Source organism: Streptomyces sp. NPDC002784 (assembly GCF_053592135.1).
In genome coordinates, this window is record NZ_JBSFVD010000006.1 from 16,966 (window position 1) to 29,322 (window position 12,357).

Consider the following 12,357-nt stretch of genomic DNA (forward strand, 5'->3'; position numbering starts at 1 on the left):
TGAACGGACGTCCCCACGCCCTGCTCATGGCGTCCCCACGCCAGAAAAAACGCGTCCACACACCCGCCGAAGGGCGACCGCAAAGACGCTCCCCGCCCTCCGCGCGGTTGCGGAGGGCGGGGAGGAAATCCTCGAACGCCGAAGAGGTCCAGTTCAAGTGGTACGGACCATCATCCGGCTCACATCACTCACGCAGATCCTACAAACGATTCGTGGCAGGCCCCGGAGTTTTTCGGCCGGCGGCCTCCGTCACGAAAACTCCGCCGCCACCAGCTCGGCGATCTGCGCGGTGTTCAGCGCCGCTCCCTTGCGCAGATTGTCCCCGCACACGAAGAGTTCGAGCGCGGTCGGATCGTCCAGCGCCCGGCGTACCCGCCCCACCCAGGTGGGGTCGGTGCCGACGACGTCGGCCGGGGTGGGGAACTCCCCCGCCTCCGGGTTGTCGAAGAGGACGACTCCGGGGGCCGTGGCGAGGATCTCGCGGGCCCGGGCGACCGTGACCTCGCCCTCGAAGCGGGCGTGCACGGTCAGCGAGTGCGTGGTGATCACGGGGACCCGGACGCAGGTGACGGCCACGGGGAGCCGGGGCAGTCCGAGGATCTTGCGGGACTCGTCCCGGACCTTCATCTCCTCCGAGGACCAGCCGTCGGCACGCGGCGTCCCGGCCCACGGGACGACGTTCAGCGCGACCGGCTCCGGGAAGGGGCCGGTGTTGTCGCCCACGGCCCGCCGTACGTCGCCGGGGCTGGTCCCCAGTTCGGTGCCGGCGACCAGGGAGAGCTGCTGCCGGAGCGTCTCGACGCCCGCCCGGCCCGCGCCGCTCACGGCCTGGTACGACGACACCACCAGCTCGCGCAGGCCGAACTCGGCGTGCAGCGCGCCCAGGGCGACGATCATCGAGAGGGTGGTGCAGTTCGGGTTGGCGATGATGCCACGCGGCCGCATCCGGGCGGCGTGCGCATTGACCTCGGGGACGACGAGGGGCACCTCCGGGTCCATCCGGAAGGCGCCCGAGTTGTCGACGACCACGGCCCCGCGCGCGGCGGCGACCGGCGCCCACCGCTCCGCGACCTCGTCCGGTACGTCGAACATGGCGATGTCGACCCCGTCGAAGGCATCCTCCGACAGGGCCACCACCTCGACCTGCTCCCCGCGCACGGCCAGCTTGCGGCCGGCCGAGCGCGGCGAGGCGATCAGCCGGATCTCGCCCCAGATGTCGGCGTGCTGCGACAGGATCTGCAGCATGACCGTGCCGACGGCCCCGGTCGCCCCCACGACCGCGAGCGTCGGTCGTCGGGTCATCGCCCGGTGCCGCCGTACACCACGGCCTCGTCGCTGTCGGAGTCCAGGCCGAAGGCCGTGTGGACGGCCCGGACGGCCTCGTTGACGTCGTCGGCCCGGGTGACGACCGAGATGCGGATCTCGGAGGTCGAGATCAGCTCGATGTTCACGCCGGCGTCGGACAGCGCGGTGAAGAAGTCGGCGGTGACGCCGGGGTTGGTCTTCATACCCGCGCCGACCAGGGAGATCTTGCCGATCTGGTCGTCGTAGCGCAGCGAGTCGAAGCCGATGCCGTGCTTGTTCTTCTCCAGGGCGTCGATGGCCTTGCGGCCCTCGGACTTGGGGAGGGTGAAGGAGATGTCCGTCAGGCCGGTGGAGGCGGCGGACACGTTCTGCACGATCATGTCGATGTTGATCTCGGAGTCCGAGATCGTACGGAAGATCGCGGCGGCCTCGCCCGGCTTGTCCGGCACACCGACGACCGTGATCTTGGCCTCGGAGGTGTCGTGCGCGACACCGGAGATGATGGCCTGCTCCACCTTCTTGTCCCCTTGCTTGATCGGCTCACTGCTGACCCAGGTGCCCTGGAGTCCGCTGAAGCTGGACCGGACGTGGATCGGGATGTTGTAGCGGCGGGCGTACTCCACACAGCGGTGGAGCAGCACCTTCGACCCGGAGCTGGCCAGCTCCAGCATGTCCTCGAAGGAGATCCAGTCGATCTTCTTCGCCTTCTTCACCACACGCGGGTCGGCGGTGAACACGCCGTCGACGTCGGTGTAGATCTCGCAGACCTCGGCGTCGAGGGCGGCGGCCAGGGCGACGGCCGTGGTGTCGGAACCACCCCGGCCGAGCGTGGTGATGTCCTTCTTGTCCTGGCTCACGCCCTGGAATCCGGCGACGATGGCGATGTTGCCCTTGTCCAGGGACTCCCGGATACGGCCCGGCGTGACATCGATGATCCGGGCTTTGTTGTGGACCGAGTCGGTGATGACCCCTGCCTGGCTGCCGGTGAAGGACTGGGCCTCGTGGCCCAGGTTTTTGATCGCCATCGCCAGCAGGGCCATGGAGATCCGCTCTCCGGCGGTCAGCAGCATGTCGAACTCACGCCCGGCAGGCATCGGGGATACCTGCTCGGCGAGATCGATCAGCTCGTCCGTCGTGTCGCCCATCGCGGAAACGACGACGACCACCTGGTGGCCGTTCTTCTTCGCTTCCACGATCCGCTTGGCGACGCGCTTGATGCCCTCGGCATCGGCTACGGAGGAGCCTCCGTACTTCTGCACGACAAGGCCCACGTGCGCTCCTCGCTCAGTCCGTGTGTATCGGCTCAGTTTAACGAGCGCGTGAATTTCGCCTTCGCGGTATCGCATGGTGAGATCCGGCGCCCAGGTCAGCGCATGCCCGGAGAAACACCCCGGGAAAAGTGCCGAGCGTCACAGGAGGCCCCTGTGGATCAACGTTCAAGCACCGAGGGGCGGCTATTTGACCTCGCGCAGGCCCAGCGGCCCCGCGATCTCCTCCACCATGACGCGGCCGGCCTCGAACTCCAGGGTGTCGTCGCCCACGGACTGGTCGGTGTCCAGGCCGTCCAGCTCCTCCAGGGGCTGGTTCAGGCGGACGTGGGCGAGCACGGACTGCAGCGCGCGCAGGGTCGCGGACGCGGTGGAGCCCCAGTTGGAGAAGTAGGAGAACTGCCACCACCACAGCGCTTCCGTGGTGCGGCCCGCGCGGTAGTGGGCCATGCCGTGGCGCAGGTCGGTGATGACGTCGGCGAGGTCGTCGGAGATACGGGCCGGGACGGGCGCCTTGCGGGGCTCGTAGGGGTCGAAGACCTCCGAGTAGACGTCCACCGGGTCCAGCATCCGGGCCAGGTTCTCGCGCAGCCCGTCCACGTCCGGCTCCGGGCCCAGGTCGGGCTCGTAGCGCTCGTCGGGGACGATGTCCTCGTGCGCGCCGAGCCGGCCGCCGGCGAGCAGCAGCTGGGAGACCTCAAGCAGCAGGAAGGGGATCGCCGATTCCGGCTCGTCGCCCTTCGCCACCTCGGTCACCGCTACGAGGAAGCTCTCGACCTGGTCCGCGATCTGGACCGCGAAGTCGTCCGGGTCCTGGTTCGTCGCGTGCAGCGTGGCGTCAGACATCTAGGAGTCGTCTCCCCTCGAAGGCGCGGCCGAGGGTCACCTCGTCCGCGTATTCCAGGTCGCCACCCACCGGGAGGCCGCTGGCCAGGCGGGTGACCTTGAGGCCCATGGGCTTGATCATGCGGGCGAGGTACGTGGCCGTGGCCTCGCCTTCCAGATTGGGGTCCGTGGCCAGGATCAGCTCCGTGACCGTACCGTCGGCCAACCGCGCGAGAAGTTCTCGTATACGCAGGTCGTCCGGACCGACACCCTCGATCGGGCTGATCGCTCCGCCGAGGACGTGGTAGCGGCCGCGGAACTCGCGGGTGCGCTCGATGGCGACGACGTCCTTCGGCTCCTCCACCACGCAGATGACCGCGAGGTCGCGGCGGGCGTCGCGGCAGATGTTGCACAGCTCTTCCTGCGCCACGTTCCCGCAGGTCGCGCAGAAGCGGACCTTCGCCTTGACCTCCAGGAGGGCATGCGCGAGGCGCCGTACGTCGGTCGGTTCCGCCTGGAGGATGTGGAAGGCGATCCGCTGCGCGCTCTTGGGACCGACGCCGGGCAGCCGCCCCAGCTCGTCGATCAGATCCTGGACCACGCCTTCGTACAACGGACTGCCGCCCTTCCTGGGGGTTCCTTCACTACGTACGGTAGAGGGCCCGGGGCCGTCTTAGAAAGGCAGGCCGGGGATGCCGCCGCCGAGGCCCTGCGCCAGCGGGCCGAGCTTCTGCTGCTGGAGCGTCTGGGCGTTCTCGTTGGCCGCGTGCACCGCCGCGACGATCAGGTCGGCGAGGGTCTCGGTGTCCTCGGGGTCCACCGCCTTCGGGTCGATCTTGAGGGCGCGCAGTTCGCCGGCGCCGGTGACGGTCGCCTTCACCAGACCGCCGCCGGCCTGGCCGTCGACCTCGGTCCTCGCCAGTTCCTCCTGAGCGTTCGCCAGGTCCTGCTGCATCTTCTGGGCCTGCTGGAGCAGCTGCTGCATGTTGGGCTGGCCACCACCGGGGATCACGATCAGCTCCTTGTCGTACGGCTACTGGAACGAGCCTACGTGGTCTGCCCAGCCATCGCCCCGGCACTCTTTCGAGTGAGTCGAATGTGGGGTCTATACCTGATCAAGGGCCACTTCCGAGCGGAAAAGCGGCGAAAGCCGTCCCTTCGCCACCCATTGGGCGGTAGGAAGTGTCTGCGCATGAGGAACCAGGTAGGGACCACGTAGGGACCAGGTAGGGAGTGCCGGGTGGGTCAGCCGGAGATGCAGCCCGAGTATCCGCCGGGCGATCTGACGGGGCGGGCGTTCCCGCTGGGCGACTGGGGTGAGCCCGCGGTACGGCTGGACGAGCTCTACCAGTGGGTGGAGCGCGGGGCGCTGGAGACGGCGGCCTGGTACCTCGCGGACCGGGTGTGGAAGCGGCGCGGGGCGCGGGTGCTGCGCGCGGGGGCGGCGACCGGCGCGGTGGCGGGGGCCGCGCTGCCGTTGCTGGACCTGACGGGGGCGATGGGCGGGGTGGCGCCGTGGGGGTATCTCGCGCTGCTGCTCGCGGTGGCCTGTGTGGCGGTGGACCGGTTCTTCGGGGTGACGTCCGGGTGGATAAGGGACGTGGCCACGGCGCAGGCGGTGCAGCGGCGGCTGCAGGTGCTCCAGTTCGACTGGGCGTCGGAGAGCGTGCGGGAGGTGCTGGGGCCGACGGACGGGACGGCGAGCGAGGCCGCGGAGCGGTGTCTCGGGGTGCTCCGGCGGTTCTCGGAGGATGTGACGGAGCTGGTGCGCACGGAGACGGCGGACTGGATGGTCGAGTTCCGCACGGGATCGGCGCCGATGGGGATCCAGGGGACCGTGGCGGGGGGTGGCCGGACGGACGGGACGGTGCTCCAGGGACGGTTCCCGCTGCCGCCGGGAGGTCCCGCGCGGCCGAACATGCCGCGGCAGCGACCGCCCGAGGCCAGGTGACGCCCGCGGCCCGGGGTTCCGCCCGCTACGCGGACTCCCGGCAGAGCCGCTCGCCCTCCGGGGTCGAGCACGGGACGTGGTCGTGGGCGCGGATCAGGCTCTCGCCGCTGTTGCGGACGTAGTCGAGGAAGCTGCCGGCCAGGGAGCCGCCGGGCGGGTCGCCGTGGGTGTACGCGTACTCGACGCCGAAGTACGGGTACGGGGTCGGCTCCTCCACCGCCGCCACCGAGGCCGTGGCGCCGTCCAGCGGGACCCTCGTGATGTTCCGCTGGGCCGTGGCGAGGTTCAGCTCGCTGTAGCCGATCGCGCCCCTGATCTCCGCCACCTTCTTCAACACCTCCTGCGTGGAGTCCAGTTCGCAGCGGACGGGGGCCGAGCGGTCGGTGCGGATGTCGCAGTCCAGCGAGGTGCTCGGTACGCCCTCCCAGGTGCCGTCCAGGACCTGGTCCTGGAAGACCTGGCGGGTGCCGGAGTCCGCGTCCCGGCTCACCAGGACGATCCGCCAGTGCGGCAGCTTCGGGTCCAGCTGGTCCCAGTGCGTGAGGTCGCCCGAGTAGATGCGCCGCACGCTGGCCAGGGACAGTCCGCCGGGGAGCTCCAGGGCGTCGTTCACCACCACGGCGAAGACGGAGAGGGCGATCGGCAGGGGGGTCAGTGAGCCGTCGGCCCGCTTGCTCGGTCCGTCGTGGAACGCGATCATCGACGCCCGCTCGCTCCTCGACTCGCCCTCCAGCGCGGCCAGTTCGCCGACGCCCGCCGAGCTGCCGCGGGCCTCCACCGTGATGGTCGAGCCCTCGCAGTCCTTCTCGTACTCCTCGGCGAGGTCGCGGACCACCGGTGCGAAGGCCGTCGAGCCCGTGATCGTGAGGCTGCCCTGCTCGCAGCCGAGCGGGGGCGGGCTGTCGTCGCGGATCACGACCATCGTGGAGAGGGTGAGGACGGAGACCGTGAGCATGATGGTGATCAGCCGGGCCGCCCGGCTGAACAGCGGCGGCTTGTCGTCCGGGGTGGCGCTGCGGTTGGGGTGCACCTCGCCGTCCCGGATGCCGCCGATGAGGCGGATGTCGCAGCCCACGTCGCCGCCCGAGAGCAGGACGAGCAGCTTGAAGTGCTCGCCCCGGTTGAGGGGGACGCGCGGGATGCGGAGGGTGTTGCCGCCGGTGTCGTAGCCGAAGCCGGCGTGCGGGGTGAAGTGGCTCATCAGGTGGTCGGTGCCGGGGGGCTGGGTGACCGAGACGCCGCGGATGCTGCGGTTCGTGAACACCGCGGTCAGGCCGTGCAGTTCGCGGCTGGTGTAGTCGTCGTGGCCGATGCCCTGGGAGCCGTCGTTCTCGATGCGCAGCAGGACCAGGGTCGCCTGGTGCATGCCGGGGGCCTCGTCGAAGAGGCCCATGCGGACGTTGGCACGGCCGGATGCCACGTCGTCGCCGATGGGGTTGTCCATCTGTACGCGGTAGCCGATCCGCTTGCGGCGCGGTACCCGGCGTTCGTACCAGACCATGACGGCCGAGGCCGCGATGCCGGCCAGGGCCGTCGCCACGGCCACGACGTTCTCTGCGCTCAGCAACTCCATCGGGTGCCCCCGCAACTCCCTGGAGCCGGACACGTGTGCGGACACCATATGTTCGACGGGGGCGGAATTCCGGACGCGTCCGCAGACGTTCGCGCAGCGTTCAACTAGCGCGGTACTCCGGCCTGTTGGGTCACTCCTTGACGTACGTCAGTTTCTCGCCGGTGTTCGGGTTGAGCCGTTCCAGGCTGCCGTCTTCGAGGAGGGTGAGTTGCGTCGCGGCGCCCGGGGTGCAGGAGGAGGCCGGTTCGCCGACGGTGACGGTGGAGGGGCCGATCGCCAACGGGCCCTGTTCGGTGGGTTCCCCGGCGAGCTTCGCCTGGAAGACGCAGTGGTAGCCCGCGCCGTCCGCGACGAGCGAGAGCACGGTGTCGCCCACCTCGCCCTGCCGGAGGGTGAGCCGACGGGTGTGGTGACCGGCGTCGTTGTCGAGGGCGGTGGACCAGGTGCCGAGGTAGTCGGAGGGGATGGCTCCGTCCGACGCCCGCGATGCCGTCGGGGACGGTTCCTCGGTCGAGGGCCCCGGTGTGACGGGCCCGCTCACCCGAGGCGTGGACGTACCGCCCACCCCCTCCTCGCCCCCGTCCATGAGCGCATACACCGACCCACCGGCCGCCACCGCGACGACGACGGCAACGGCGAGAAGCAGAACGGTGGAACGCCGCCGGCCGGGCTCCGCCGGGGGCGGGCCGTAGGAGTAGGAGTGGGGTGGGGTGGAGTAGGCGGGTGGCGGGGACGGATAGGCGGAGAGCGGGTGAACGGAAGGCCGCCGACCGGGCTGGGGGTGGCCGTGAGCGGGGTGCGAGGGGCCCGGATGCGCGGGGGCCGAATGGACGGGGGTCGGCTCTTCCACCACTGGGTGCGGCGGTGTGGGGTGGCCGGGCGGTGGGGGGTTCGAAGGGGGGTGGACGGGCGCCGGGGGGCCGGGTGCGGGGTGGACGGGTGCCGGGGGGTCCGAAGGGGAGTGGCCGAGTGCCGGGAGACCAGAAGCGGAGTGGCCGGGCGCCGGGAGACTGGAAGCGGAGTGTCCGGGTGCCGGGGGGACCGGAGTGGGATGGCCGGGCGCCCTGTGCGCAGGAGCCTGATCGGCAGGGCCCGGTTTCCCCAGGGCTGGATGCGCAGGAGCCTGATGACCAGCGCTCGGATGGCTGGGGGGCGGGAGCGCCGCCGCCGGGAGCGTAGGAGCCTCATGGACCGCGCCCTGCCGGCTGGAGGCCGGGAACCCCGCCGCCGGAAGCGTAGGGGCCTCATGGCCGGGGGCCGGGAGCCCTGACGCCGGGGGTACGGGACCCGCTGGGCCAGGAGAGGGCCGCCCGGATGCCGGGGAACCGGGGGCCGGATGGCTGGCGCTCGGGAGCCCCGGCCCGGGATGCGGAGGAGCCGGGTTGTCAGGACCGGGCTCGCCCGACACGGGAAGCGCAGGGCCCTGCTGGGCGGGGTGGGGTTGGCCCGACGCCGGATGCGCCGAGCCCGAACGACCTGGATCCGCCTGGCCGGAGGCCGGAAGCCCGGCGCCCGGGAGCTGCGGAACCGTAGGCCAGGGTGCCGAACTGCCTGCCGCCGGATGCGCGGGACCCTGACGACCCGACTCCCCCGACGCCGGAAGTGCAGGCCCCTCATCGGCGGGACCCGGTTGTCCCGGCGCCGGATCCTGGCGACCCGGTTCTCCCGGCACCCGTGGCCCAGGCGCCTGCTGCTGCCACGGCGCCGGCCGCTCGTCCAGCGAAGGAGGGGCCTCCGTTTCCAGGAGGTGTACCGCGTGGCGGCCGAGTTGGGCCACCAGGGCGCTCGGGAGCCAGGGGTCGTGGGAGCGGCCGTCCGTGACGGTGTCCTCGGCACCCGTACGTTCCAGGATCCGGGCCAGGGACGGGCGCGCCGCGGGGTCCTTGCGCAGGCAGTCGCGGACCAGGTCGGCGATGCCCTCCGGCATGCCCTCCAGGTCGGGCTCCTCCTGGGCGATGCGGAACATCAGCGCGTGGACGCCGCTTCCGCCCGCGCCGAAGGGAAGGCGGCCGGTCGCGGCGTAGGCCAGGACCGACCCCAGGCAGAAGACGTCGCACGCGGGCGTGATGCGGTCGCCCCGGACCTGCTCGGGGGCCATGAAGCCCGGTGAGCCGACGAGCACGCCGGTGCCGGTGAGGCCGGGCTCGGCGATCGTCTCCAGGGCCCGGGCGATGCCGAAGTCGATGACGCGGGGCCCGTCGAGGGTGACGAGGACGTTGGAGGGCTTGAGGTCGCGGTGGACGATTCCGGCCGCGTGGATGTCGCCGAGCGCGTGCGCGAGCCCGGCGGCGAGGATCCGTACCGACCGCTCGGGCAGCGCCCCGTGGTCGTGCCCGACCGCCTGCTGGAGGCTCGGCCCGGCGACATACCCGGTGGCCACCCACGGCACCGCCGCCTCGGTGTCTGCGTCGAGGACCGGCGCCGTCCAGTACCCGCCGACCCGCCGCGCGGCCCGCACCTCCTGCCGGAACCGCGCCCGGAACTCCTCCCGCGCGGCGAGTTCCTCGCGCACCAGCTTCACCGCGACCGTACGCCCGCGCTCGGACCGGGCGAGATAGACGCGTCCCATCCCCCCGGCGCCGAGCCGGGCGATCAGCCGGTACGCCCCGATCCGCCGCGGATCCCCCGGACCCAGCTGGTCCATGCAGGCCCCTCCCCCGAAACGCCCCGTACGACGAACCCACGATAGTGCGGGCATACGGGACGATGAGCGCGCCCGCGTCTACGGTTCCGTAACAGCCGGGGCCGTCTCCTCCAGCACCTTCGACAGCCGTTCCAGCAGCCGTACCGCGTCCGCGAGTTCGGCCTCGCCGAACGCCTGCGCGAGCCGGTCGGCGAACGCCGCGTGCCCGGGGTCGATCCGGCGGACGGCCGCCAGCCCCTCCTCGGTCGGCGCGAGCAGTTTGGCGCGCCGGTGGGCGGGGTTGGGCCGGTACTCCGCGAGCCCCCGCTCCACCAGCAGATCCGCGATCCGCTGCACGCTCTGCCGGGTGATCCCCATCGCGCGGGCGATCCCGGCGACCGGCAACGGCTCCCGCAGCACCGCGCCGAGCACCTGCCACCAGGCCGCGGTGATCCCGGCCGGTTTCGCCAACTCCTCCGCCACGGCGAGGAATTGCCCGTTGAGCCGGAAGACCCCGAGCGCACCCCGGCTCAGCAGGTCCTGCCGCTCCCGGCTCACTGCGCCCCGGCCTTCTCCAGTACGGCGTACGCCTCCGGGTCGGAGTCGTGGAACAGCCGGTACCAGGCGTCCAGCACCTCACCCTCGTACACCCCGAGGAGCCGGAGGACCTCGCGGGCGAAGGCGACGGGTTCGGTGGGCCCCGCGGTGATCAGACGGCCGTCGGTGACGGCATCGGCGTCGACGTAGCGCTCACCGCCGCCGTACCCCGTCGCGGCGAGGTAGAAGGAGACGGCGCTGGTGTGGTCCCGGTCGTCGAGCAGCCCCTCCCGCGCGAGCCCCGCGGTGGCTCCGCAGATCGCGGCGACGGGCACCCCCGCGGCCAGGAACTCCCGCGCCTTGCGGGCGAAGGGCGCGAGGTCGTGGGAGGTGTCCCACAGGTCCGCGCCCGGGAGGATCAGCAGCGCGCTGTCCTCGGGCCGTACGTCGTCCAGGGCGAGGTCGGGCCGGACGCCCAGTCCGCCGATGCTGCGCACGGGTGCGGTGGTGGGGCCGACGGTGCGGATGTCGTGGCCGGCGCGGGCGAGGAAGGCGGTGGCGTACCCGGTCTCCCAGTCGGCGAAGGTGTCGTAGACGGCGAGGTGGACGGGGTTGGGGCTCATGGTGCCTCCTCAGGACCTCGACTGATATGACAGTATCCTGCCGTAACGACAGCACACTGTCAACGACAGATCCCCGCCGCGGAACCCGGCCCCCGCCCCGACCTCACCCCCGCCCCCGCCACGCGACAACCTGTCGCGGAAACCCCCGTCCCGCAGACAGGACGCCGATACCGCTTCCGCATCGCGGACATTTACCCTCGGGCGCATGACCCCTCAGCCAAACCCCGAGGTCGGCGCCGCCGTGAAGGCCGCGGACCGTGCCCATGTGTTCCACTCCTGGTCCGCGCAGGAGCTCATCGACCCGCTCGCCGTCGCCGGCGCGGAGGGGTCGTACTTCTGGGACTACGACGGCAACCGCTACCTCGACTTCACCAGCGGACTCGTCTACACGAACATCGGCTACCAGCACCCGAAGGTCGTCGCCGCGATCCAGGAACAGGCGGCGCGGATGACGACGTTCGCGCCCGCGTTCGCGGTCGAGGCGCGGTCGGAGGCGGCCCGGCTGATCGCCGAGCGGACCCCGGGCGACCTGGACAAGATCTTCTTCACCAACGGCGGCGCCGACGCCGTCGAGCACGCCGTACGGATGGCCCGGCTGCACACCGGGCGGACGAAGGTGCTGTCGGCGTACCGCTCGTACCACGGCGGCACCCAGCAGGCCGTGAACCTCACCGGCGACCCCCGCCGCTGGGCGTCCGACAGCGCCTCCGCCGGCGTCGTCCACTTCTGGGCGCCCTTCCTCTACCGGTCCCGCTTCTACGCCGAGACCGAGGAGCAGGAGTGCGCGCGGGCGCTGGAGCACCTGGAGACGACGATCGCCTTCGAGGGGCCGTCGACCGTCGCCGCGATCGTGCTGGAGACCGTGCCGGGCACGGCGGGGATCATGGTGCCGCCGCCGGGCTATCTCGCCGGAGTGCGTGAGATATGCGACAAGTACGGCATCGTCTTCGTCCTGGACGAGGTCATGGCCGGGTTCGGGCGGACCGGTGAGTGGTTCGCGGCGGACCTGGCCGGCGTGGTGCCGGACCTGATGACCTTCGCCAAGGGCGTGAACTCCGGGTATGTGCCGCTGGGCGGTGTCGCGATCTCGGGCGCCATCGCGGAGACCTTCGGCAAGCGGCCGTACCCGGGCGGCCTGACGTACTCCGGGCATCCGCTGGCCTGTGCCGCCGCCGTCGCGACGATCAACGTCATGGCGGAGGAGGGTGTCGTCGCGAACGCGGCCGGGCTGGGCGCGTCCGTGGTCGGGCCGGCGCTCCGGGAACTGGCGGAGCGGCATCCGTCGGTGGGCGAGGTACGCGGGGTCGGGATGTTCTGGGCGCTGGAGCTGGTGAAGGACCGGGAGACGCGCGAGCCGCTGGTGCCGTACAACGCGGCGGGCGAGGCCAACGCGCCGATGGCGGCCTTCGGCGCCGCCGCCAAGAAGCACGGCCTGTGGCCCTTCGTGAACATGAACCGGACCCATGTCGTGCCGCCGTGCAACGTCTCCGAAGCCGAGCTCAAGGAAGGGCTGGCGGCGCTGGACGCGGCGCTGTCGGTCGCCGACGAGCACACGCGGTAGACGAGTACAGGCGGTAGCCGTCAAGAGCCGGTCCGGTGGCCGGGGTCGCGCCACAGCGGCCCCGGAGCCCGAACGCGTAAGGTGGCGTGCT

11 protein-coding genes are annotated in these 12,357 nt (G+C 71.6%); 2 read left to right on the forward strand and 9 right to left on the reverse strand.

Annotation, left to right across the window (positions count from 1 at the left end):
• Nucleotides 1-249: 249 nt before the first annotated feature.
• The 5 genes from ACWD1Z_RS14105 to ACWD1Z_RS14125 all read right to left on the reverse strand — a co-directional run bounded on the left by ACWD1Z_RS14105 (nucleotide 250) and on the right by ACWD1Z_RS14125 (nucleotide 4,410).
• Complete coding sequence (locus ACWD1Z_RS14105; RefSeq protein ID WP_451118506.1) at nucleotides 250-1,302, reverse strand: aspartate-semialdehyde dehydrogenase; 1,053 nt, start codon at nucleotides 1,300-1,302, stop codon at nucleotides 250-252.
• Nucleotides 1,299-2,576, reverse strand: coding sequence for an aspartate kinase (locus ACWD1Z_RS14110; protein ID WP_389416816.1), 1,278 nt, complete (start codon nucleotides 2,574-2,576; stop codon nucleotides 1,299-1,301). Before ACWD1Z_RS14110 ends, ACWD1Z_RS14105 begins: the two co-directional genes overlap by 4 nt.
• Nucleotides 2,577-2,759: 183 nt before the next feature.
• Nucleotides 2,760-3,419 carry a DUF5063 domain-containing protein gene (locus ACWD1Z_RS14115; RefSeq protein WP_451118508.1) on the reverse strand — a complete coding sequence of 220 codons (660 nt, stop codon included), beginning with the start codon at nucleotides 3,417-3,419 and terminating at the stop codon, nucleotides 2,760-2,762.
• A complete protein-coding gene (gene recR / locus ACWD1Z_RS14120) occupies nucleotides 3,412-4,011 on the reverse strand; it encodes a recombination mediator RecR (RefSeq protein WP_389416814.1) in 600 nt (199 codons plus the stop codon). The genes ACWD1Z_RS14115 and recR overlap by 8 nt, the downstream gene beginning before the upstream one ends.
• Before the next feature lie 60 nt (nucleotides 4,012-4,071).
• Nucleotides 4,072-4,410, reverse strand: coding sequence for a YbaB/EbfC family nucleoid-associated protein (locus tag ACWD1Z_RS14125; protein WP_328876602.1), 339 nt, complete (start codon nucleotides 4,408-4,410; stop codon nucleotides 4,072-4,074).
• A gap of 228 nt (nucleotides 4,411-4,638) precedes the next feature.
• Here ACWD1Z_RS14125 and ACWD1Z_RS14130 point away from each other — a divergent pair, with 228 nt between their 5' ends.
• Nucleotides 4,639-5,349, forward strand: coding sequence for an SLATT domain-containing protein (locus ACWD1Z_RS14130; RefSeq protein ID WP_451118511.1), 711 nt, complete (start codon nucleotides 4,639-4,641; stop codon nucleotides 5,347-5,349).
• Between the two features lie 25 nt (nucleotides 5,350-5,374).
• Here the strand turns inward: ACWD1Z_RS14130 and ACWD1Z_RS14135 are convergent, their stop codons facing one another.
• The 4 genes from ACWD1Z_RS14135 to ACWD1Z_RS14150 all read right to left on the reverse strand — a co-directional run bounded on the left by ACWD1Z_RS14135 (nucleotide 5,375) and on the right by ACWD1Z_RS14150 (nucleotide 10,705).
• A complete protein-coding gene (locus tag ACWD1Z_RS14135) occupies nucleotides 5,375-6,922 on the reverse strand; it encodes a PstS family phosphate ABC transporter substrate-binding protein (protein WP_451118920.1) in 1,548 nt (515 codons plus the stop codon).
• Between the two features lie 130 nt (nucleotides 6,923-7,052).
• Nucleotides 7,053-9,566 carry a protein kinase domain-containing protein gene (locus ACWD1Z_RS14140; protein WP_451118512.1) on the reverse strand — a complete coding sequence of 838 codons (2,514 nt, stop codon included), beginning with the start codon at nucleotides 9,564-9,566 and terminating at the stop codon, nucleotides 7,053-7,055.
• Nucleotides 9,567-9,644: 78 nt separating this feature from the next.
• Nucleotides 9,645-10,103: a MarR family winged helix-turn-helix transcriptional regulator gene (locus tag ACWD1Z_RS14145; RefSeq protein ID WP_451118514.1), complete on the reverse strand. Its 459-nt coding sequence runs from the start codon at nucleotides 10,101-10,103 to the stop codon at nucleotides 9,645-9,647.
• On the reverse strand, nucleotides 10,100-10,705 hold the full coding sequence (locus ACWD1Z_RS14150; protein WP_451118516.1) for a type 1 glutamine amidotransferase family protein: 606 nt from the start codon (nucleotides 10,703-10,705) through the stop codon (nucleotides 10,100-10,102). The genes ACWD1Z_RS14145 and ACWD1Z_RS14150 overlap by 4 nt, the downstream gene beginning before the upstream one ends.
• A gap of 205 nt (nucleotides 10,706-10,910) precedes the next feature.
• Here ACWD1Z_RS14150 and ACWD1Z_RS14155 point away from each other — a divergent pair, with 205 nt between their 5' ends.
• A complete protein-coding gene (locus ACWD1Z_RS14155) occupies nucleotides 10,911-12,266 on the forward strand; it encodes an aminotransferase class III-fold pyridoxal phosphate-dependent enzyme (protein WP_451118518.1) in 1,356 nt (451 codons plus the stop codon).
• Nucleotides 12,267-12,357 lie beyond the last annotated feature (91 nt).

Excerpts from the sequence above, each read along its gene's own strand:
- ACWD1Z_RS14105 (WP_451118506.1), bottom strand. The coding sequence starts at position 1,302 with ATGACCCGACGACCGACGCTCGCGGTCGTGGGGGCGACCGGGGCCGTC.
- ACWD1Z_RS14135 (WP_451118920.1), bottom strand. The coding sequence starts at position 6,922 with ATGGAGTTGCTGAGCGCAGAGAACGTCGTGGCCGTGGCGACGGCCCTG.
- ACWD1Z_RS14140 (WP_451118512.1), bottom strand. The coding sequence starts at position 9,566 with ATGGACCAGCTGGGTCCGGGGGATCCGCGGCGGATCGGGGCGTACCGG.
- ACWD1Z_RS14150 (WP_451118516.1), bottom strand. The coding sequence starts at position 10,705 with ATGAGCCCCAACCCCGTCCACCTCGCCGTCTACGACACCTTCGCCGAC.
- ACWD1Z_RS14115 (WP_451118508.1), bottom strand. The coding sequence starts at position 3,419 with ATGTCTGACGCCACGCTGCACGCGACGAACCAGGACCCGGACGACTTC.
- ACWD1Z_RS14155 (WP_451118518.1), top strand. The coding sequence starts at position 10,911 with ATGACCCCTCAGCCAAACCCCGAGGTCGGCGCCGCCGTGAAGGCCGCG.